A 21,436-nucleotide genomic window follows, 5' to 3' on the forward strand; every position below is an offset into this window, starting at 1 on the left:
GTACCCAATTGAAATGGGGGGCAAAGATAGAGAAATCGGGAAACAGGATGGTGCAGGCGGGCAGGCGATGAGGCAAGACACCAGCGACTTGCGGCACGGTCGAATTGTTATCTGCCCGTTCGGGCTTCTGCCGGGGCGTTCGTACTCCGCGGGTCGGCGGTTCTTCCGGGCAATGTGTAATTTGCAATCTGGACTTGCCATTACCCTCATTCATGCCGCACACTCCGGAAAGCGTACTTCAGGATCTCAAACAGGGGCGTTATGCGCCCATCTACTTCCTTCAGGGCGAAGAATCGTTTTACATCGACCAGATTGCCGATTTTATTGAAGCCCATGCGCTGCAAGAGTTCGAAAAAGGATTTAACCAGGTGATCATCTACGGCAAAGATGCCGACATGGCCAAGGTGCTCAACAACGCCCGGCGGTTCCCGATGATGGCCGAGCGGCAGGTGGTGCTGGTGAAAGAGGCTCAGGAAATTACAGACCTGAACCGCGATACAGGGCAGCAGATGCTGGAGGCTTACGTGCGCAACCCGTTGCCTTCCACCATTCTGGTTTTTTGCCACAAGCACAAAACCCTCGACGGTCGCAAAAAACTGGCACAAGTGCTGGACAAACAGGCCGTGTTGGTCACGACCAAAAAGCTGTACGACAACCAGGTGCCCCAGTGGATCGAACGCTACCTGCAGGAGAAAAAGCGCCAGGCCATGCCCGATGCCGTTCAACTGATCGCCGAAAGCATCGGGGCCGATTTGAGCCGCCTCTCGAACGAGATCGACAAACTGTTGATCAACCTGCGCGAGGGTGCCACCATTACGCCCGACGTGGTGCAACAGTACATCGGCATCAGCAAAGACTACAACGTGTTCGAGTTGCAGCGCGCACTGGTTTACCGCGATGCCGACAAGGCGTACCGCATTGTGCACTACTTCGAGTCCGATCCCAAAAGTCACCCCATCATTCCGATCATCGCGCTTTTGTTCACGTTCTTCTGCAAAGTGCTGACGGTGCACGCCGCGGCCGATCAGTCGGAACGGGGCCTGGCGAAAGCGCTGAAGATCAATCCGTTTTTCGTGAAAGAATACCTGATCGCGAAGCGCAACTACCCTCCCCCACGCGTGGCCGCCGCCATCCACCACCTCCGCACCGCCGATTTGCAGTCGAAGGGGGTCGAGGGCGGCAGCATCACCGAAGGGCAGATTCTGAAGGAGCTGATTTTTAAGATTTTACACTAAGCGGCTCTACCGGGAAGGCAGCGCACGTTCGGCAAAGTGGGCGGGAGTCACGCCCGAAAACGCTTTGAAGTCGCGGATGAGGTGCGCCTGATCGGTGTACCCCAGCTCGTAGGCCAACTGCGCCCACGACACCACTTGGTTGCGCCGCGTGCGAGTCAGAGCATCGCGAAACCGCATCAGCCGGTGATAAGCTTTGGGGCTTATGCCCAGCTTTTCCTTAAACAAACGCTGGCTTTGCCGTTCGCTGACGAACAGGGCTTTGCCGAGCGACGTAGCCGAAAAGGCAGTCTCCTGCGCCCGAATCCGACGCAAGGCTTCCGTGAAGTAATTGTCTTTCTGATGAAACCTGGCGAGCTGGTTGTGCAAAAAAGCTTCGATCAGAAAAATACGGGTGCGGTCGTCGGGCGCGTCCTGGATCTGTGCGATGATGGGCGTCACGTCGCCGGGAAAAAACGCCTCGGCATCGACCACATTTTCGGTAAGCTCCCCGAGCGGTTCGCCAAACAGTTGCAACATGCCTTCGGGCTTCAGACAGATTCCGAACAGTTCGGTCCCGCCGTAGGCTTTCCAGACGACTGCACCTTTGGTAAGCCCCACAATGTAGGCCCGCGGAAAGGTCTGCCATTGCCGGTCCAGCAGCCCCGACGTAGCGTTCCCTTGCAGTTGGATGATGATTTCGATGGTACCCAGGGGCATACACCGGAGTTCGGACGACTGTTCGTGGTGTGCGCCCGAAGCGGTGCAACGCCAGTATTGATCGACAACGGTTTGTAGACTCGCCGAAGGTGCAAAACACTGATGACTTACCGTAATCATAGACAAGAGGCAGGGTTGGTAGGAATCACGCGTACAGAACCGCCTCAGAGCTGATCGGGCGGAATGGGCGCCGGCACCACGTTCTTCACGGGCTTGGTGCTTTTCAGGTACACAAACATGGCGTGCATGTCTTCGTCGGTCAGGTTTTTGAACACCTGCCAGGGCATCGGGGGCAGCAGCGGCCGGGTGTTGTCCAGCCCCTTGAATTTACCTTCGCGCAGCGCTTTTACAAACTGTTCTTCTTTCCAATTGCCAATTCCCGTCGCATCCGACGTCAGGTTGGCCGAAAAAGACACCCCCCAGGGACCAGCCACGGCCGTGTTGTGCATGTTGAACAGTACCCAATCTTTCATCGCCGCTTTGTTCACGGCGGCCAGCGGCATGTCCTGCGGATGCCCCGACAGCAGACGCTCCGGATCGGGTGCGGGTCCCTGCGGACCAAACACTTTGGGCGAGTGACAGTCGTGACAGCCCATGATGTTGACGAGGTATTCGCCGCGTTTCAACACCTCCTGGTCGTGATTGGCGACCGTAACGGCCGGGACGGTTGTTTCTTCGGCGATCGATGAGGAATCAGTCGTACGTGACGACTCACAGGCGGCCAGCCCCAGCAGGCCAAGTCCCAGGGAAAAAGCAATAAACGGTTTCATATGCATTCAGAGTCCTTGAATAAAAACAGCGTTGGAGTCGACCGCTGCCAGCCGTAGGGCCTTCAGGTCGCGGTAATCGGCCGAGTCGTACCACAGGTGCGCCTGCCGAAGCGAGGGAAATTCGATGACAATCGGGAAAGTCGGCTTTACGTTTCCCTCGATCAATTCACACGGTCCGCCGATGGCCAGAAAACGCCCGCCATACCGATCGATGGTAGCCAGTACGTGTGTACGATAACATTCCATCGCCGCCGCGTCCTTCACCCGAAGAATGTCGAAAATACAGTAGGCGGCCATGCACGTATCAGGAATTGATAGGCCAAAAGTAGGCTCCTACCTCAGGAGGGTATTGTATAAAAACGACATTTTGCCGCAAACGCAAATTGCCCGATGCCGCGACGGGGAGCCGTCCGGCATCGGGCAATGGTACCGCAGAGATGCGCTCTGCTTAGGGAAATTTGGGGTACTGCTGGAAGTCGGGCGCGCGTTTCTCCAAGAACGCTTTTTTGCCTTCCTGCGCCTCCTCCGTAAAGTAATAGAGCAACGTAGCATTGCCGGCCAGTTCCTGAATGCCGGCTTGTCCGTCGAGTTCGGCGTTGAGGCCGGCTTTGACCATCCGCAGGGCCAACGGGCTGCGCTGTTGCATGATCAGGCACCACTCCATGGTGGCTTCTTCCAGTTGGTCGAACGGCACTACTTTGTTCACAAGTCCCATGTCGAGGGCCTCCTGCGCGGAATATTGTAGACAGAGGAACCAGATTTCGCGGGCTTTTTTCTGCCCGACGTGGCGCGCCAGATACGACGACCCAAAACCGCCGTCGAAGCTCCCGACTTTCGGACCGGTCTGCCCGAAAATAGCATTTTCCGAAGCGATGGTCAGATCACAAACCACGTGCAGCACGTGCCCCCCGCCAATGGCGTAGCCGTTCACCATCGCTACGACCGGCTTGGGCAACGATCGGATGCGCTTTTGCAGGTCGAGCACGTTGAGGCGCGGCACGCCGTCTTCGCCCACGTAGCCCCCGACGCCTTTTATGTTCTGGTCGCCACCGCTACAAAACGCCTGACGCGCTTCGTTGGGATCGTTGGCGCCGGTAAACACCACCACGTTGATGTCGTTCGCGTAACGGCAGTGATCGATGGCGTCGATCATCTCCTGCACCGTCAGCGGCGTGAAGGCATTGCGGTAGCGCGGGCGGTTGATGGTGATTTTCCCTACCCCCTGGCAGCTTTCGAACAGGATCTCGCGGTATTCTTTGACGGGTTTCCAGTCGTATTGTGTTGACATTGAAGTATCGGTTAGTAAAAGTTGATTAGTTGAAATTTTCGAGTTGAATGTTGAAGTTGAGCGTTCAGAGCGTAACGAGCGTTTGCCACGACGGTGTTCTCACGATCCTCTCCACGCCGAGCGCCCCGTACTCCCTCCCATTACAGCTTTTCTCCTGCGCGAAGCATTTGCTTGTATTGATCAAACACATCTGCGTTCGTAAGGTTATGCGTTTCGATTTCGAGGAGGCGCGGGCGGTCCGAAGTTTGGTTGAAAAAGTCGGGAAGATGGCGCCGTAACGCTTCCTTGCCTTCTGCAAAGTAATAGGTCATGCCAAAATCGCGGGCGGTATTTTCGGCCCGAAGCGCTTGTCGCGTCTCGAAAAACGGTTCCAGTTCGGGTTGTTGCCGCGGTCCGTCGATCATCCGGAAGATGCCGCCGCCGTGGTTGTTCAACAGCACAATCCGCAGGTTCGGCAACGGTTCCTGGTGCCAGAACGCATTGCGGTCGTAGAAAAAGGCCAGATCGCCGGTGATCAGCACTACGGGTTGGTTGGTCGCGAGCGCCGCCCCTACCGCCGTGCTGCTGCTGCCGTCGATGCCGCTGGTACCACGGTTGGCAAAAAGCGTCAGGTCACGCCGGGCCGGAAGGCCCAGAAAATTGACGTACCGAATCGCCATGCTGTTGGCTACGTGCACCTGCGTGCCTTTCGGCAGATGCTGCACCACCGCAGACAACGCCCCGAATTCGCCAAAAGGCTGGTGCTGAAAAAACCGATCCGTTGCCTGCCGGACGCGTTGGTTGGCCGCACGCCACGTCTCTGCATAGGACCGTGGGGAGGCGCGCAGCCCTCGACTCACCCGACTAAAAAACCGGGAAGGCTCAGTACGGATCACGCGCGTCAGGGTTTGAAAGGTATCGGGCACCTCGCCGGCCGGTTGCACGTGCCAATGGGCCCGGGGGGCGTGCTTACGCAAAAACAGCTTCAGATTTTTAGAAATGACCGACTGCCCAAACGTGATGAGCAGATCGGGTTGCAAAGCCGCTTGCTCGCCTTTCATCAACAAAGCATCAGGGCGATCCACAACGCCGGGCAGGTCGTGCAGGTTGCTCAGCACATCGCCCACCAGAACCGCTCCGGTCTTTTCGGAAAGCCGCTTCAGGACCTGCCGAAAGGCCGCTGTGGGCCTCCCCTGCCCGGCTACCACCAGAATCCGTTCGTAGGTCTGCCATTCGTCCCGCAACGCGCGGTACTGCGCCTCCGACAATTCAGGTGCATCTGCCGACATCGCAATGACACGCACCGCGTCGCTGTACCCGTACGGCTCGGCCGGATCAGGGTAGAACGGCTCCCGTACGGGGATGTTCAGGTGAACCGGCCCGGCGGGCGTCTCGCGGGCGTAGTTGATCGCTTCATTGACCTGCCGGTTGATGTGCCACGCGGCGTCGGGATGCTCGTAGCTGACGGGCAGCTCGCGGCTCCACTTGGCGTGGCGGCCGTAGACATGCGCCTGCCGGATGGTTTGCCCGTCCCACTGATCGATCCACTCCGGCGGACGATCGGCCGTCAGGAGCAATAGCGGTACGTTCTGGTAAAACGCTTCGGCCACTGCCGGACCGTAGTTCAACGCCGCCGTCCCCGACGTACACACCAGCACCACCGGTTGTCCGGTTTGCTGTGCCAGTCCCAGCGCGATAAACGCCGCCGCGCGTTCGTCGGGAATGGAGCGCACGCGGAGGTGCGGATGGCGGGCAAAGGCGAGCGTCAGCGGGGCGCAACGCGAACCAGGCGAAAGAATGACATCGCGCAGGCCCTGCCGGTGGCAGAGTTCAGCAATGTCGACGAGAGGTTGCAGGCGATACATCGGCGCAAAGATAGAAAGCGCAGAGCGCTTCGCGCGGAAGGCTGCGCAGTCAGGTCGGTGTTGACGGCGGCGAAGCAAGGAAGGCGTCCGACGGCTATCAGACCCCACGCAAAAGGCCGTCGGCCGACTGATCTAAAGCGAAACGCAGGGAGCAAGGTGGAACGTGAGCATTTTGCAATTGCACGCGAGCCCGGACGAGCCATACATACTAGTTACACGTTACGCTTTGCACGCTGAATGTGAAGCATTCCGCCTTAAACGCTGACCCTGGCGCCCGAACGCTCAACTTTACGCCCTGATCGCTAAACTCCCCAAACGAATCCCCGAGAATTGCCTACTTTTGCGGCCCGGTTCTGTAAGGAGCGGAAGAAATCCAAGGCACCAACCATAGCCCACCGATCGTTTTCCCGGCTCGCGGCGGACCGCAGACCACCATTTCGAACATCTTAATTTTTACCGATCGTGAACATCACCCTGGATAAAAAAGACGCAACAAATGCTTCTGTCAAAATCCTCCTTCAGGAAGAGGATTATCGCCCGAAGGTAGAAGCCAAAGTGAAAGAATACGGCAAAAAAGCGCAGATCAAAGGATTCCGTCCCGGCAAAGTGCCGCCCGGTCTGATCCGGAAAATGTACGGCAAGAGCATTCTGGTCGACGAGATCAACGGTCTGCTTTCTTCCAGCCTGAACGATTACATCCGGGAACAGAAGTTGCCCATCGTCGGCGAGCCGCTTCCCGCAGAAGAAGAGCAGCAGACGATCGATTGGGATACACAGAAAGAGTTTGAATTCAGCTTTCAGCTGGGGCTGGTGCCGGAATTTTCGTACGATGCCGAATCGCTGACCGCCAAGCGTTATCAGATCGACATCGAAGAGGCAACCATCGACGAGATCGTAGAAAACGTGCGTCAGCGTAACGCAGCCCACTCGCATCCGGAAACGTCGGAGAAGGGCGATGCCCTCAGCGGCATTCTGCGCAGTGCCGACGGCTCGTTCGAGAAATCGACCGAACTGGCGACCAGCGCCGTGAAAGAAGGACAGGAAGAGCTGTTTGTGGGCCTGAAGGCAGAAGATACCGTGACCTTTACGCCCGCTGAGGTGTTCGAAGAAGGCACCTGGAGCGACCAGACCGGCACTGAACTCTCGGAAACGCCGGAGGAAGTGACGTTTACCGTTTCGGAAATCCATCGTGATGTTCCGGCCGAACTGAACGAAGATTTGTACCGGAAAGTGCTGGGCCCGAACCCGGACGGCACGCCGAAAGTAACGACCGAAGAGGAGTTCCGTGCGGAGATCAAGAAATTGGTTTCGGAAGACTGGAACAAGCAGGCCGATCAGTACGTCGATCAGCAGCTCCGTCAGCAACTGGTGAACACCACCGAGATGGAACTGCCGAAGGAGTTTTTGCGCCGCTGGCTGCTGGCCACCAACCAGGAAGTCACGGAAGAGCAGCTGGACCGTGAGTTCGACGCTTTCCTGGAAAACCTGAAGTGGCAGTTGATCAGCAACAAAATTGCCGAAGCCAACGAGATCAAAGTAGAAACGCCCGAGGTACAAGCCGCTGCCGAAGACCGGATGCGCAAAATGTACGAGAGCATGGGCATGGAGCCCCAGGAGGAGATGATCAAGATGCTGGCAACCGACTACCTGCGCAATCAGGAACAAAACAATTTCCGGAAGTTGTTCGAAGAACTATACTACCAGAAAGTGTTTGCGGCGTTGCGCGAAAAAGCTACCCTCGAAGAACAGACCGTGAGCAATACGGAGTTTCAGAAAATTCTTCAGGAAGAATCCGCTGCGTAAGGAAAAAAGTCTTTAGATTGGGCACTCTTCCCCCACGCGCAAACTCTGTCTGGGGCCATTTTCATCCTCTTAGTCACTCTAAATTGTATGTACAACGGAGAAGAATTCAGAAAATATGCCGTTAAAGGTCGCGGCATGAACGGCCTTTCTGTCGACAAATATGTTCGGCACATTGAAAACCTCCAGTACCACGGGCAGGGGCCCTACAGCCCGATTGTTTCTCCTTATGGAGCAGGTGTACCGACCGTGGAGAGCATGACGCGTTCGGTCATTGAAGAGCGCCCGACGCGCTTTGCCGAAATCGACGTGTTTTCCCGTCTCATCATGGACCGGATCATTTTCCTGGGCATGGGCGTAGACGATAACATCGCCAACATCATCGTCGCGCAGCTGCTGTTCCTGCAGTCGGTCGACGCTAAAAAAGATATCTTACTGTATATCAACTCGCCGGGAGGTTCGGTGTACGCCGGTCTGGGCATCTACGACACCATGCAACTGGTGAAACCCGACGTAGCGACGATCTGCACCTCGTTGGCCGCATCGATGGCGGCAGTGCTGCTGTGCGGCGGCGCGGAGAAGAAGCGCTCGGCCCTGCCCCACGCGCGAATCATGATTCACCAGCCGTCGGGCGGTGCGCAAGGCCAGTCGAAAGACATCGAAATTACGGCCAAGCAAATCATCCTCCTGCGCAAAGAGCTTTACGAAATCATCTCAAAACACAGCGGACAGCCGTTTGAGAAGATTGAAGAAGACTCGGATCGCGACTACTGGATGAAGTCGGACGAAGCCAAAGAATATGGCTTGATCGACGAAGTACTGACAGGCGCCTAAAATTCGTTATCAGAAAGATGGCCTCGTAAGACGTCTCGTAACGAGTATGCCGAACGAGGCCATCTTTCTTTTTATCACCCGGCGGGAACTAGTTTCTGCCATTTCCTATTGACTTAAGCTGAACAGCTTTCCCCATCATGTCAAAAACAGTACAATGCGCTTTCTGCGGTCGCGGTAAAAAAGACGTGAACCTGATGGTTTCGGGCACGGATGTCCACATCTGTGATTCGTGCATTCTTCAGGCTTACCACATTCTGGAAGAGGAGATGAACCCCAAAGAGCGCAGCGGGTTCAGCAAAGGCCTGACGCTGATCAAGCCTCAGGAGATGAAAAAGTACCTGGACCAGTACGTTATTGGTCAGGACGAAGCGAAGAAAGTCCTTTCCGTAGCCGTTTACAACCATTATAAACGCCTGACGCAAAAGAAGCGCAACGACGACGACGAGGTCATCATCGAGAAGTCGAACATCATCATGGTCGGTGAAACCGGCACCGGGAAAACCTACCTGGCCCGGACGCTGGCCCGCATGTTGCAGGTTCCGTTCTGCATTGCCGATGCTACGGTACTGACCGAAGCCGGCTACGTAGGCGAAGATGTGGAAAGCATTCTGACCCGCCTGCTGCAAGCCGCCGACTACAACGTAGAAGCTGCCGAACGCGGCATCGTGTACATTGACGAAATTGATAAAATTTCCCGCAAGGGAGACAATCCCTCCATCACCCGCGATGTGAGTGGCGAAGGTGTACAACAAGCGTTACTCAAGCTGCTGGAAGGGACTACGGTCAACGTTCCCCCACAGGGTGGGCGGAAGCACCCCGAGCAGAAAATGATTTCGGTCAACACCGAAAACATCCTGTTCATCTGTGGTGGTGCCTTCGACGGCATCACACGTCTGATCCAGAGTCGTTTGAACAAACGGCCCATCGGGTTCGCGAATCAGTTTGAGAAAGACGATTTTGAGCGCGACAACCTCCTGAAATACGTAACGGCACAAGACCTGAAATCTTTCGGCCTGATTCCGGAACTGATCGGACGTTTGCCGGTTGTCACTTACCTGGATCCGCTCAATGCCGCTACGCTGCGTCGGATTTTGAGTGAGCCCCGGAATGCGCTCATCAAACAGTACACCAAGCTGCTCGACATGGAGAACATCGATGTCGAGTTCACATCCGATGCGCTGGATTACATCGTAGAGCGTGCGATGGTCTTCAACCTCGGCGCGCGCGGCCTTCGTTCCATCTGCGAGGCGATCATGACCGACGCCATGTTCGAGTTACCGGAAGCCAACACGCCGCTGAAGCGGGAAAAACTCGTGATCAGTCGCGCGTACGCAGAAGAAAAAATCAGCAAGTCGCGCCTAAGCAAGCAGTTACGTGTCGCGTAAAGAAATTATTGACCCAACAAAAAACGGTGCTTGTGTGAAACAAGCACCGTTTTTTTATACGCTTTTGTTAAGTCAGTTCTCGATGGTTTCCGGCTCTTTCAAATAAGAGATCATCAGTCGGGCCGCTTTCTCCGATGCACCCGGTGGGCCCAGTTTCTCGCGGATATCAGCGTAGCCCTCAAGCACACGCTGCCGGTACGTTTCATTCTTTAGGAGGCGGTCCAGTTCCTTCATCAGGTTCGACGGCGTAAACTCGTCTTGAATCAATTCTTTCACCACTTCGCGCCCGGCAATCAGGTTCACCAGAGAAATGTAGTCGACCTTGATCAGGGCTTTTGCGATGAGGTACGTCGGATAACTGCTCTTGTAACACACCACCTGGGGCACGTTGAACATGGCCGTTTCGAGTGTTGCGGTCCCGGAAGTCACCATCGCAACGTCGGCTTGGCTCAGCAGGTCGTATGTCTGGTCGTATACCACCCGAATGTTGTTCCGCCGCCAGGGCTCGTATACCGAACGGGGCAGCGATGTAACCGCTGCAATGACGAACTGGTAGTCCATAAACGGCGGCAGTACGCTGACCATAAAATGGATCGTCCGTTCGATTTCCTGCGCCCGGCTGCCCGGCAGCACCGCGATGATGGGCCGTTCGTCCAGCCCGTTTTCTTCCCGGAAGTTGGGATTCGGCTCAAACTGACGGATGGCATCGCAGAGCGGGTTGCCTACGTAATCGACGTTGTAATCGAACGATCCGTAAAAATCTTTCTCGAACGGCAGAATGACGAACATACGGTCGACTACCGCACGAATCATGTGAACCCGCTTCTGATTCCAGGCCCAGATTTTGGGGGAGATGTAATAGAAAACCGGAATGCCCAGCGTCTTTACAAAGCGGGCGATGCGCAGGTTAAAGCCCGAGAAATCGACCAAAATGACGACGTCGGGCTGCCACTGCTGAATGTCGTCTTTGCAGGCTTGCAACGCTTTGCGAAAGGTATTCAGATGCAGAAGCACCTCGGTGAACCCCATGAACGCCAGGTCTTTGTAATGCCGCACCAGTTCACACCCCGCGTTCTCCATGTAGTCCCCCCCCCAACCACGGAGGGTTGCCTCCGGATCTTGTTCCTGTAAAGAACGAATCAGGTTGGAAGCATGGAGGTCTCCGGAACGTTCGCCTGCAATGATGTAATAACGCATGAAATAGAATGATGAGTACTCGCCTGTGTAGTGTTGCTCGCTGCCGGGAATGAGCGGATAATTTAAACGTACGTCGATAGGGTCCCTGCAACGTGCCTACCCTCTTCTGGTATATGGAATTACCCCACCGAAAGTAACTTCTTTCTTCGGGCTGCCGCAAAGAAAGAGGAGATTTCTAGCCGAAGTATTCCACAAAATTGCGTGGCGTTTCATACAAACGCAGGGAGTGCAACTGCGCCTGCGGCGCAATGCTTCGGATGGCCGGCGCCAGAATCTTCCACATCTCAATCACCAGGATCTCGCAGCTTGCCATTTTTCCCTGCATAAAATCGACGTCCATGTTCAGGTTACGGTGGTCTACTTTATCGATCACCTCACGCCGCACCACAGAACTTAAGTCCTTCAGGTTGATCACGAAACCCGTCTCCGGGTCAGGTTCCCCCTTCACCGTGACGATCAACTCGAAGTTATGCCCATGCCAGTTGGTGTTGGCACACGGCCCGAATACTTCCCGATTTTTTTCTTCCGACCACGCAGGATTGTACAGCTTATGCGCTGCATTAAAATGTTCTTTCCTGCTCACGTACATCATAGCACTCTCCCGATGAATTGAGTCGCAGCCGCCACTTGACGAGGCTGCGCATTGCCGATGTAAAGATAACAAGAATGTATGGGTCGGACTTCAGGCAGAACGACCGACATTCGCACGGGGTGCTCTACGCCGCAATGTGGGCCCAGACCGAATACTTTTCCGGCGCGCGATGGCCCCACCTCGCCGCTCCCTTCTATCTTTGTCCACAAAAAAGCATATGATTGTTGTGACCGGAGCGGCCGGCTTTATTGGCAGTTGCCTGATTTCTCGCCTGAATGCCGCTAATTTCAGGGACATCGTGGCGGTTGATGATTTTAGCCACCCCGACAAAGCACCTAATCTGGAAGGGAAGGCTATTAAAGAGCGCGTACACCGCGATGCCTTTCACGAGTGGCTGGCGAAGCATCACGAAGCGACCGAATTCATTTTCCACATCGGTGCCCGGACCGATACGACCGAGTTCGACCGCGCCATTTTCGACCGGCTGAACGTGGCCTACTCGCAGGAGCTCTGGCAGGCCTGCTGCCGCTACCAGATTCCGCTGGTCTACGCGTCGTCGGCCGCGACCTACGGACTTGGCGAACTGGGGTACCGCGACGACGAGTCGCTGATTCCGCAGCTTTCGCCGCTAAATCCCTACGGCGACTCTAAAAATGAATTCGACATCTGGGCGCTGAATCAGCCCGAAAAGCCCTTTTTCTGGGCAGGGCTCAAGTTCTTCAACGTCTACGGCCCGAACGAGTACCACAAAGGGCGGATGGCCTCCGTCATTTTCCATGCCTTCCGGCAGATCAAGGCCACCGGTAAAATGAAGTTGTTCCGCTCGCACCACCCCGATTACCGCGACGGCGAACAGATGCGCGACTTCATTTACGTGAAAGATGTGGTAGACGTCTGTTACTTTCTGATGCACCACCGAAAAAACTCCGGTATCTATAACCTGGGAACCGGACAGGCCCGCACGTTCCTTGATCTGACTCGCGCTACCTTCCACGCCATGAACGTGCAGGAACAAATCGAGTTTGTCGACACGCCCGCCGACATTCGCGACAAGTACCAGTACTTCACCGAAGCCACAATGGACAAGCTACGAAGCATCGGCTACGACCGCCCTTTCCACTCGCTGGAAGCCGGCGTCACCGATTACGTTCAACAGTACTTGCAACCCGGCGCGTATTATTAAACCCTTATTTAAGAAAGGGTGTAAACACAAAAAAGGGACGGAGTTACTCCGTCCCTTTTTTGTATAGACTGTTGTAGTTTAATAACCCGTGTTTTGTACAATGCTTGGATTCGCATTTACTTCCGCTTGTGGGATAGGAAATGCTAAGCGCTCATCTCCGTACGGAATCGTTGCATCGAATGTTTGACGATTGTCCACTTTAGGAATCGGCCTTTCGTAACGCATCAGATCAAAGAAGCGGAACCCTTCCATCGCTAACTCTTTCCGGCGCTCCAGGAGTATATTATCTACCGTAACTTCTGTATAAACGGTAGCGCCACGATTTTCGGGAATCATGTTCAGGTAAGTCAATGCTTCAGAAGTGCTGCCTTGCTGGAACAAAGCTTCGGCATAGTTGAGAATTACTTCTGCATACCGAATCACTTTGACGTTATCGTTATACGTAGCAGGTGTTATGTACTTACCCACCATACGATAACGAGTCACTTTTTGCGTGGTATCTTCGTAAATCCCTAGTAAGTCAAGACGCACATCCGATGTATCATATACATCGTACAGGTTTTTTGTAATCTCAATGTCACCATAATTGGTTTCCTGATAGATGTTGTAAAGCCCATTTATGCTAGGGTTATCGGATGGAGTATATGCCAACTCGAAAATGATGTTGTCACCACCTGATAACCCCCAACTTCCTGAGAATGAAGAAGCGGATTCCAGACTATACACTCCTGAATCGATTACACGTTTGGCTGCTGCTGCGGCTTCTGGCCAATTTTTGACATACAGATAATAGCGTGATAGCAAAGCGTCTACGGCCGTCGACGAAATCTCGACAGGACTACCGGCATCCAAAGTAGGGTCCATCATAGTTTTAGCCATTTGCAAATCGCTACCAACTTGTGCCCATACTTCTTCCACCGTATTACGAGCTGGGGCAAGGTCACCGCTATTGAACTCTGTGACGATAGGTACACCAAGATTGCCTCCTGTCCATTGCTGGCCGTAAAGACGCAGCAAATCCATGTAAGCCAAACCACGGACTGCATACGCTTGTCCTTTCGCATATTTGACTTCGGCACTTTCGTTCTCTTCTACCTCAGCATTGACTACGATATTGGTGTTAGCAATGACACGGTATAACTGCTGCCATGTATCGCGAGGGTATGCATCGGTAGTGTTTAAGAAAAACTGTCCCGGACCTACAAAACGACCAGAGTTACCGTTCGCCAAAGCGTTATCTGAACGGACCTCAGCAAAGACGATGTAGTCTCTTCCATAATAAGTAGGTTCGTTCATACGATCATAGGCACCTAACACAAGACCCTGCAAATCTTCCAACGTATTTACGCTGGAAGATACATCTTTCGACGTACTGACGGTTGGCTCCAAGAAATCGGCCGAGCACGACCAGAAACTTGTAGCAAACGCAGCAATAATGACTTTGGATATATATTGTTTTTTCATAATAAGCGACATTTCGGAGATTTAGAAGCTAACCGTTAAACCAAGAGAATACGTCTTAATCGGAGCGGCCGTCAGGTTAAGAGTCCCCCGTGCTGACCCAGTTAGCCCTTCAGAAGTGCTAACTTCGGGGTCAAACTCCAAGTTTTTGTCAGCTACCCAAGTCCAAATGTTGTTTCCTTTTAAGTAGATATTGGCTGCACTAAATCCAACTTTTGAGAGAAGAGAGGCTGGAAGGTTGTAACCAATGGTCAGATCGCGCAGACGCAGATATTCATCACTGTAAAGACGACGCGTGGAATTACTGTTTGAACGAGTCGTGTTGCCATAAATGTTCTTAGGGTTAGGGCTTATGTCTCCTGGTTTTTGCCAGCGATCATAGAGGCGAGCATATCCGTTTGCGATCGTATAAGTATACTGCCCGTCTGATAGTGTATAGCCTGCCCATGTATCATACACGGAATTGCCCGTAGAATAATACAGTTGAGCGCTTACATAAACACCTTTGTACTCCAGGCGGTTGGTCAAACCTCCGTAGAAGGTAGGGAAGAAACTTCCGTGGAATGAAGACGAAGCCGCTGAGTAATTTGAGGTCGTCTCGCCGCTTGTTCCTTCAACATACCACAAAGGAGCGCCTGTCTCCGTATCTACTCCTGCCCAAGTTGGCATGTACCACCCGTATACAGGTTGCCCTACCGAAACTTTCTGAATGCTGGTAGTAATTCCGATCTCATCCCCCTCAGCACTGAGAGGGAGTTCCGTCACTTCGTTCTTAAGGGTAGTCATGTTCGCGGACAGATTCCAACGAAAGGACCCTGCACGGATTACATCACCATCTATCGACGCTTCTAAACCTTTGTTCACCATAGTACCTACGTTCTGGGTCTGGCTGCTAAAACCAGTAGTGTAAGACAGCGGTACCTCTAGTAAAAGGTCAGATGAAGTGCGGTGGAAGTATTCTACAGTTGCATTAATGCGGTTGAAGAGACCAAAGTCTAACCCAATATTAAAGGCGTCACTTTTCTCCCAGCTTAGGTCCTGGTTTCCTAACTGGCTTGGAAAAACCGCCGCAGCTCCATTATACGCACCACTATAACTTAAGAAAGCCTGGTACTCGTTAAGTCCGACGCCAGCATTACCTGTACGGCCATAAGAAGCCCGTAGCTTAGAATTGTTGAGCCACGTCAGGTTTTGCATGAAAGCCTCTTTTGTAAATACCCAAGAAGCACCTACTGAGTAAAACGTCCCCCAGCGTAGCCCGGGCGCAAAGCGAGAGTTTCCTTCGCGACGAATGGTTCCGTCTAGAAATATTTTTTCGCGGAACGAGTAATTGGCCAAGCCCATAATGGAATTGATAGCCCAATCGTTCGGGTATGCTGATACGTAATCAGGTGTTCCTATTGATTCTGGGTAGTAAAGTCCATCTGCAGCGAAGCCAATCCCACCAGCTCCGATGGTATAATAATTGTTCTTTTGGGCTTCGAAGATGGCTTGTAAGTTAAAACTGTGGTCTTGGTTAAGACGCCAGCTATAATCCAGCATATTCTTCCAATCCCAGTTGAAGTTGCGATTCATATAAGCGGTAGAACCACCATTTTCACCCGCTCCGTCTCCATAGTTGCGGTTGTCATAATACAGCTCATCAGTCAATAAGTAATCAAGCCCTAAGACGGAGGTAAACTTGAGATTTTTTAGGATGTTATATTCAAACGTAGTGGAGTTGAATACACGCGCCTGCTTACGCCGATTGATGTCATTCTGCGCAAGGTATAGGGGGTTGAAGACGATACCAAGCAGATCTAAGTTAGGAGTTCCGTCCGGTGCATACGGCTTGTCACGAGCTTGCAAGAACAACGTGGCGAGCTCCGGGTTTCCGAAATAAGCCGCGGCTTCCAACTGACCATTCTGTGTTACATACGAAGCATTGAAAGTCGTTTGCAACATCATCTTTTCAGTGATGGCATTACCATAACTCACTTTTCCGGTAATGCGCTCATAATCTGTCCCTACATTGATTCCATCTTGTTGGAAATAGCTTCCCGAAACGTAATAGTTGCTTTTTTCACCACCACCTCGTACAGAAAGGTTGTAATCGTGCGTCATGGCATCGTGATTGGTAATCACATCGCGCCAATCTGTGTTGGTTACGCCATCCCAAGCGTTTGGATATTTTGTTCGGGCCTCTTCGATTGTGCTTACTTCGCTAGCAGGATTGTTTACACGCGCTTCGTAATATAACTCTTCCCATTGTTCTCCACTCAAGCCCTGCGGCCCAGGTACGGCACGTGAGATCATGCCCGATTGCCCTGAGAAGGTCACCACAGGTTTTCCGGATTTCCCTTTTTTCGTGGTGATTACAATTACGCCGTTTGCGCCGCGAGCCCCATAGAGTGCAGTAGCCGAGGCGTCTTTCAACACTGTAATACTTTCAATATCATTATTATTAATAGAAGAAAGTATGCTGAGGCTACCTGTTGCAGTAGAGCGGTTGTTATCACCATTCACAACCGGGATCCCATCAATCACAAACAGAGGGTCATTGTTAGCAGTAATAGAGCTGATACCACGAATGCGAATGTTTTGGCTCGATCCAGGCGTACCCGAAGAGGAAGCCATTTGTAGACCTGCCACATTCCCTTGCAAAGCCTGATCGACCGTGGCAAAGGGTTTGTTTTGAATACGATCGGCACCTAGCGTCGACACTGCCCCGGTGAACTCATTCTTGCTTCGCTCACCATAGCCCGTAATAACTACTTCAGAAAGAGCTTGAACATCTTCCTTTAAGCTTACGTCTACTACCGAACGGCTACCAATAGCAACCTCCTGGCTTTGAAATCCTACAAAACTGAAAACCAGTGTTTCAGCATTGTTAGGTACTGTCAACGTATACGCACCATTCACATCGGTGATGGTACCTACCGTCGATCCTTTCACGCTCACGTTCACTCCTGGTAACTCCCCTTCGTCAGAAGCGGAACGAACCACACCAGAAAGGGTACGGGTTTGTGCCCACACCTCCTGCGTCACAAAAGCGCACAGAAGTGTAGCAATGAGTAAGAAATGTTTCATAAAAGATTGACTTGAATTAAAGAAAGCATACGAACTATTATCAAACTTATACCTCAATTGGCAGTTGAACAATATAAGATTCTAAACAAAAGACAAAAAATTACAAAATTTTCATTGACTCATATTTAATTGTTACTTTAAAATGCGTCATTTTCCAAAGCAATATCCCCCAAAAAAGGTTAACACAAATCAATTCTTCTTTGTTTTTCCAGAACAACAATCTTTTATTTTTTTAACTAATTAGTAGCTTCAGCTGCCAGTTTGTCAAACCCACGTCTCTAACCCTACTCGACACCAGACTTGATGTGGATTATTATGTAACGCAGACCAGACCATAGCAGGAAAGCCACGTTGCTAAAAACTACCGCACAATATGCATTACCTATGTTTTTTTAAGTGAATTGTCCGCAACATAAGTCGATGTCCTTCATACCTCTATGGCTTCTCCCTACTTTCAAGCTATCACGATGCTTCGGTCTCGAGCAAATCATAAATCGTATTTATCAGTAACGTGATCATATACCCCGCAGATTTTCACACCTCTATAGTGTTATATTGTACTTTAGCTGGCCATAACCCTCCCATAAATGATAAAATATGTTCTAACGCTACTTCTTACTTTACTTTTTTTGCCCCATTCTTCTCTGCTTGCCCAGTCCACTTACCGCATCTCCGGACGCGTACTTGATGAACGAAACGAGCCGTTACCCAGTGCTTTTTTGGTCATACAACCCGGGCAAATGACCGTAATTTCTAATGAAGAAGGCTTCTACGCACTCATGCTTCCAGAAGGTCAGTACGCCATCTCCTGCCAATACGTAGGTATGGAGCCGTTTGTGAAATCGTTTACCATCCGGGGGCATGACTTTACGTTGAATATTCGCCTTCAGGACAGCCGTACCAGTCTGGATCAGGTCGAGGTGACGGCCACACCCTTGACGGACGTAAATACTGTGCAAATGGGGGCAACAACTCTAGCAGCCAAGGTGCTGCAAAAAATCCCTACGTTTCTGGGAGAGGTTGACGTAATCCGATCCATTACTACCCTACCTGGTGTCGTGACAGCTGGTGAAGGGGCGGCCGGTTTTCAGGTGCGGGGGGGCGGCGCAGATCAAAATCTGATTTTGCTCGATGACGCGCCAGTATTTAACTCAGCGCACTTGTTTGGCTTTTTCTCTATCTATAACCCAGACTACCTCAAAAGTTTCACGTTGCACCGGAGCGGCGTATCGGCGCGCTATGGCAGCCGTATTTCTTCTGTGCTCGACGTTTCTATGGCAGACGGGCACGAAGATAAACTGCATGTGTCGACCGGACTCTCACCGATGACATTCAAGCTAGGGCTTGACGGCCCCCTAACTAAACGAAGTTCGTTTGTGCTGGCAGGCCGCGGAGCCTCTGCCAATCATATTCTGAAACTCTTTCCGAGTCAGAACCTGAAAAACAGTGCAGGTTACTTTTATGATTTCAACGTCAAATACCACTACCAAATCGATGCCCGTAATGAAATCAGCCTTTCGGCCTATTATAGCAAAGATGGCTTCAAATTTCCGTACGATACGCTTTACCATTGGTCTAATGCCTTGGGGAGCCTGAAGTGGCACCACATCTTAAATGACAATTACAGTGGCGCACTCACGTTGGTAAAAAGCCATTATCAGAACCAGGTAGAAGGTATTCGTACCGGCGAAGAATTTGTGCTCCAGTCGGGTGTCGACTTCACCCAGGTCAAATACGACGGAAATTACTTTGGCATTCCACAGCATACGCTGGAGTTTGGAGCCGGAGGCGCTCGCTACCAGGTCGAGCCAGGAGATTTCCAAACATACGGCACGTCGAGCCGTACGCCCATTACGCTCGATCAGGACTTGGGCTATGAAACTTATTATTATCTGAACGACGAGGTTAGCATCAGCAAAGCGCTCTCGGTAAGCATGGGTCTGCGCCATTCATTCTTCGCCAAATACGGCCCCGGGGAGGTGTATACGTACGAAGAGGGTGTGCCGCGCAGCGAAAATACGATTGTGGATACGGTTCTGTATTCCTCTCGCGAAAAAATTAAGGCGTATCAGGGCCTGGAACCTCGCGCGGCGGTTAAGCTTTCGCTTAATGCAGAAAGCTCAGTGAAACTGGGGTACAGCCGGATGCGCCAGTATATTCAATTGATCTCTAACACGGCCTCGATTACGCCGGTTGATATATGGAAGCTCTCGAACCGCTACCTCGCGCCACAGATTGCCGACCAATGGGCATTAGGATACTTTTTCGTGCGCGACGACCAAGCTTATGAATTCAGTTGGGAAGTTTACTACAAAAATCTGCTCAACCAACTCGACTATAAGAACGGTGCTACCTTGTCGTTAAATCCGGCACTGGAAGCCGCTCTCCTAACGGGAACAGGTTTTGCCTACGGGTCCGAATGGCTGATCAAGAAGAACCACGGCCGTCTGACAGGATGGCTCAGCCTGAACTACGCACGTTCGTTTCGTGTGGTCGCCGGCCCTACCCCCGAGGAATCCATCAACAACGGAGAGGTCTACCCTTCCAATTACGACCGCCCCCTGAACATTAACCTCTTTTCCAGTTACCGTTTGTACGACCCGCGCTGGTCCTTTTCCTTTAACTTCACCTACACCACCGGTCGCCCCAATACGATCGCCGACTCGTGGTTTCGTTACTACGATACCATCCTGGCCAACTACCGCGGTCGCAATCAGGAGCGCATGCCCGACTACCACCGACTGGACATTGCATTCAATTATACCTCGCATCCTCATAAGAAAGTACAGTCGCGTTGGAGCTTCTCGGTTTATAATCTCTACTTCCGCAAAAACGCGTACTCGTTGCTCTATGCCCATTTTTACGGTTCGCCGGTAGGCACTTACAAACTCTCAGTGCTTGGATCAGCCATCCCCTCTCTTTCGTACCAGCTAACTTTCTGAATGTATGTTAAAGAAATACTGCCTTACTGCGATCCTCCTGCTCGCGAGTTGCATCAGTCCGGTTTCCATCGAATTTACCGGCCAGCTCGAACACCTAGTCGTAGAAGCCGAATTCAGTAATTTACCCAACAGACATTATGTACGCCTAACACGCTCCCAGCCCTTTAACACTGGCTACAATGTATTTGTAGATGGTGCTCGTGTATTCATCACGAGTGTAGAAGGCGAGTACTACGAATTTCAGCAACCGACCCAAAAGAGTGCCGGGTACTATTACGCTGCCGAGGGCATAACGGCCATTCCGGGGCATACGTATACCCTGCACGTTACTACCAAAACGCAAACGTATCAGTCTGCCCCGGTCACGGTTTCACAGACTGTTCTGCTGGATTCGATTCGCTACGAATACGCTGAAAAACCTTTTGTCATGGAAGGCACTTCCGAGCAGGTCGTGATGCCGGGCTATATGTTCAGTGTCGATTATCAGGACCCGGCCGAAGGAAAAAACTACTACAAGTGGTCGTACAAGCTGCTGTTTGAAGTCGACACCCAGCCCGAACTTTACGAGGACACTGAAGGCGGGCCGCAATGCCCCTGCCGAGCACCTAAGCCATGTTGTAGCCAGTGCTGGTGGCCAGAACAGGGCTACCTCCCAAAGGTGCTCAGCGACCGGCTTACCAATGGGCAGTTCGTGATTAACGAGCAGGTATTTTTTCTACCATTCGAAAAATACATGGGAGTAAAATTGCGCCTGACGTTACAACAGCATAACATCAGTGAAGCTGCTTATGAATTTTTCCGTGCCCTTGAAGAGCAAAAGCAGTCTACCGGATCGGTAGTAGACCCTCCCCCCTCCGAGATAAAAGGAAATATATACAATGTGGCTAATCCCGATGAACAGGTCATAGGCTTTTTTGTAGCTTCAGCAGCAGCTGAAGCCACGACTTACATTGTGCGCAACGACATTCCTTACGAAGTGGAAGCGTTTCAGTATTGGGACGATTGCCGCGAAAAAGAGAATTCTATCCATTACGCACCTGCCGGTTGGTAAATTTCTTAATCAGAGAAAACGCGCGATGATGAGAGCGTGTATCGATCGGCGATTGCTTTTAAACAATAAACACTCCATTTAGCACCTTT

General features: G+C 52.2%; 16 protein-coding genes. 7 read left to right on the forward strand and 9 right to left on the reverse strand.

Annotated elements, in window-relative coordinates; genetic code table 11:
• The first annotated feature begins 212 nt into the window (after positions 1 to 212).
• Positions 213 to 1,235 carry a DNA polymerase III subunit delta gene (holA, locus tag BLR44_RS12100; RefSeq protein ID WP_089682159.1) on the forward strand — a complete coding sequence of 341 codons (1,023 nt, stop codon included), beginning with the start codon at positions 213 to 215 and terminating at the stop codon, positions 1,233 to 1,235.
• A 6-nt stretch (positions 1,236 to 1,241) separates the two neighbouring features.
• On the opposite strand, the gene BLR44_RS12105 is transcribed toward holA, so the two are convergent.
• The 5 genes from BLR44_RS12105 to menD all read right to left on the reverse strand — a co-directional run bounded on the left by BLR44_RS12105 (position 1,242) and on the right by menD (position 5,833).
• Entirely contained in the window at positions 1,242 to 2,051 is an 810-nt protein-coding gene (locus BLR44_RS12105; protein WP_089682161.1) for a helix-turn-helix domain-containing protein, read from the reverse strand.
• Between the two features lie 44 nt (positions 2,052 to 2,095).
• Positions 2,096 to 2,701 (reverse strand): diheme cytochrome c-553, encoded by a 606-nt coding sequence (locus BLR44_RS12110; RefSeq protein WP_089682163.1) that lies wholly within the window; start codon positions 2,699 to 2,701, stop codon positions 2,096 to 2,098.
• Between the two features lie 6 nt (positions 2,702 to 2,707).
• On the reverse strand, positions 2,708 to 2,998 hold the full coding sequence (locus BLR44_RS12115) for a DUF1330 domain-containing protein (RefSeq protein WP_089682165.1): 291 nt from the start codon (positions 2,996 to 2,998) through the stop codon (positions 2,708 to 2,710).
• 151 nt (positions 2,999 to 3,149) lie between these two features.
• Entirely contained in the window at positions 3,150 to 3,989 is an 840-nt protein-coding gene (menB, locus tag BLR44_RS12120) for a 1,4-dihydroxy-2-naphthoyl-CoA synthase (RefSeq protein ID WP_089682168.1), read from the reverse strand.
• A gap of 140 nt (positions 3,990 to 4,129) precedes the next feature.
• Entirely contained in the window at positions 4,130 to 5,833 is a 1,704-nt protein-coding gene (gene menD / locus BLR44_RS12125) for a 2-succinyl-5-enolpyruvyl-6-hydroxy-3-cyclohexene-1-carboxylic-acid synthase (protein WP_089682169.1), read from the reverse strand.
• Between the two features lie 462 nt (positions 5,834 to 6,295).
• Between menD and tig the strand changes: the two genes are divergently transcribed.
• From tig to clpX, 3 genes are all read left to right on the forward strand, one after another.
• A complete protein-coding gene (tig, locus tag BLR44_RS12130; protein ID WP_176956012.1) occupies positions 6,296 to 7,636 on the forward strand; it encodes a trigger factor in 1,341 nt (446 codons plus the stop codon).
• 87 nt (positions 7,637 to 7,723) lie between these two features.
• Positions 7,724 to 8,467, forward strand: coding sequence for a ClpP family protease (locus BLR44_RS12135; protein WP_089682172.1), 744 nt, complete (start codon positions 7,724 to 7,726; stop codon positions 8,465 to 8,467).
• 137 nt (positions 8,468 to 8,604) lie between these two features.
• Entirely contained in the window at positions 8,605 to 9,852 is a 1,248-nt protein-coding gene (gene clpX, locus BLR44_RS12140) for an ATP-dependent Clp protease ATP-binding subunit ClpX (RefSeq protein ID WP_089682174.1), read from the forward strand.
• 72 nt (positions 9,853 to 9,924) lie between these two features.
• Here the strand turns inward: clpX and lpxB are convergent, their stop codons facing one another.
• Positions 9,925 to 11,049 (reverse strand): lipid-A-disaccharide synthase, encoded by a 1,125-nt coding sequence (gene lpxB / locus BLR44_RS12145; RefSeq protein ID WP_089682177.1) that lies wholly within the window; start codon positions 11,047 to 11,049, stop codon positions 9,925 to 9,927.
• 175 nt (positions 11,050 to 11,224) lie between these two features.
• Positions 11,225 to 11,641 (reverse strand): 6-pyruvoyl trahydropterin synthase family protein, encoded by a 417-nt coding sequence (locus BLR44_RS12150; RefSeq protein ID WP_089682179.1) that lies wholly within the window; start codon positions 11,639 to 11,641, stop codon positions 11,225 to 11,227.
• 217 nt (positions 11,642 to 11,858) lie between these two features.
• Between BLR44_RS12150 and rfaD the strand changes: the two genes are divergently transcribed.
• Positions 11,859 to 12,824, forward strand: coding sequence for an ADP-glyceromanno-heptose 6-epimerase (gene rfaD / locus BLR44_RS12155; RefSeq protein ID WP_089682181.1), 966 nt, complete (start codon positions 11,859 to 11,861; stop codon positions 12,822 to 12,824).
• A gap of 78 nt (positions 12,825 to 12,902) precedes the next feature.
• Here the strand turns inward: rfaD and BLR44_RS12160 are convergent, their stop codons facing one another.
• Both BLR44_RS12160 and BLR44_RS12165 read right to left on the reverse strand, forming a co-directional pair.
• Positions 12,903 to 14,288: a RagB/SusD family nutrient uptake outer membrane protein gene (locus BLR44_RS12160; protein ID WP_176956013.1), complete on the reverse strand. Its 1,386-nt coding sequence runs from the start codon at positions 14,286 to 14,288 to the stop codon at positions 12,903 to 12,905.
• 21 nt (positions 14,289 to 14,309) lie between these two features.
• Entirely contained in the window at positions 14,310 to 17,354 is a 3,045-nt protein-coding gene (locus BLR44_RS12165; RefSeq protein WP_089682184.1) for a SusC/RagA family TonB-linked outer membrane protein, read from the reverse strand.
• A 587-nt stretch (positions 17,355 to 17,941) separates the two neighbouring features.
• Here BLR44_RS12165 and BLR44_RS12170 point away from each other — a divergent pair.
• Both BLR44_RS12170 and BLR44_RS12175 read left to right on the forward strand, forming a co-directional pair.
• On the forward strand, positions 17,942 to 20,296 hold the full coding sequence (locus BLR44_RS12170; RefSeq protein WP_089682186.1) for a TonB-dependent receptor: 2,355 nt from the start codon (positions 17,942 to 17,944) through the stop codon (positions 20,294 to 20,296).
• Positions 20,297 to 20,300: 4 nt separating this feature from the next.
• Entirely contained in the window at positions 20,301 to 21,347 is a 1,047-nt protein-coding gene (locus tag BLR44_RS12175; RefSeq protein WP_089682188.1) for a DUF4249 domain-containing protein, read from the forward strand.
• The last annotated feature ends 89 nt before the right edge of the window (positions 21,348 to 21,436 follow it).

This window comes from Catalinimonas alkaloidigena (genome assembly GCF_900100765.1).
GTDB lineage: Bacteria > Bacteroidota > Bacteroidia > Cytophagales > Flexibacteraceae > Mooreia > Mooreia alkaloidigena.

Bases quoted from the DNA above. Each gene is read 5' to 3' on its own strand.
- holA (WP_089682159.1), top strand. From the start codon at position 213: ATGCCGCACACTCCGGAAAGCGTACTTCAGGATCTCAAACAGGGGCGT.
- menD (WP_089682169.1), bottom strand. From the start codon at position 5,833: ATGTATCGCCTGCAACCTCTCGTCGACATTGCTGAACTCTGCCACCGG.
- BLR44_RS12150 (WP_089682179.1), bottom strand. From the start codon at position 11,641: ATGATGTACGTGAGCAGGAAAGAACATTTTAATGCAGCGCATAAGCTG.
- clpX (WP_089682174.1), top strand. From the start codon at position 8,605: ATGTCAAAAACAGTACAATGCGCTTTCTGCGGTCGCGGTAAAAAAGAC.
- BLR44_RS12175 (WP_089682188.1), top strand. From the start codon at position 20,301: ATGTTAAAGAAATACTGCCTTACTGCGATCCTCCTGCTCGCGAGTTGC.
- lpxB (WP_089682177.1), bottom strand. From the start codon at position 11,049: ATGCGTTATTACATCATTGCAGGCGAACGTTCCGGAGACCTCCATGCT.
- BLR44_RS12105 (WP_089682161.1), bottom strand. From the start codon at position 2,051: ATGATTACGGTAAGTCATCAGTGTTTTGCACCTTCGGCGAGTCTACAA.
- BLR44_RS12115 (WP_089682165.1), bottom strand. From the start codon at position 2,998: ATGGCCGCCTACTGTATTTTCGACATTCTTCGGGTGAAGGACGCGGCG.
- BLR44_RS12110 (WP_089682163.1), bottom strand. From the start codon at position 2,701: ATGAAACCGTTTATTGCTTTTTCCCTGGGACTTGGCCTGCTGGGGCTG.
- BLR44_RS12135 (WP_089682172.1), top strand. From the start codon at position 7,724: ATGTACAACGGAGAAGAATTCAGAAAATATGCCGTTAAAGGTCGCGGC.
- BLR44_RS12160 (WP_176956013.1), bottom strand. From the start codon at position 14,288: ATGAAAAAACAATATATATCCAAAGTCATTATTGCTGCGTTTGCTACA.
- BLR44_RS12170 (WP_089682186.1), top strand. From the start codon at position 17,942: ATGATAAAATATGTTCTAACGCTACTTCTTACTTTACTTTTTTTGCCC.
- BLR44_RS12165 (WP_089682184.1), bottom strand. From the start codon at position 17,354: ATGAAACATTTCTTACTCATTGCTACACTTCTGTGCGCTTTTGTGACG.
- menB (WP_089682168.1), bottom strand. From the start codon at position 3,989: ATGTCAACACAATACGACTGGAAACCCGTCAAAGAATACCGCGAGATC.
- rfaD (WP_089682181.1), top strand. From the start codon at position 11,859: ATGATTGTTGTGACCGGAGCGGCCGGCTTTATTGGCAGTTGCCTGATT.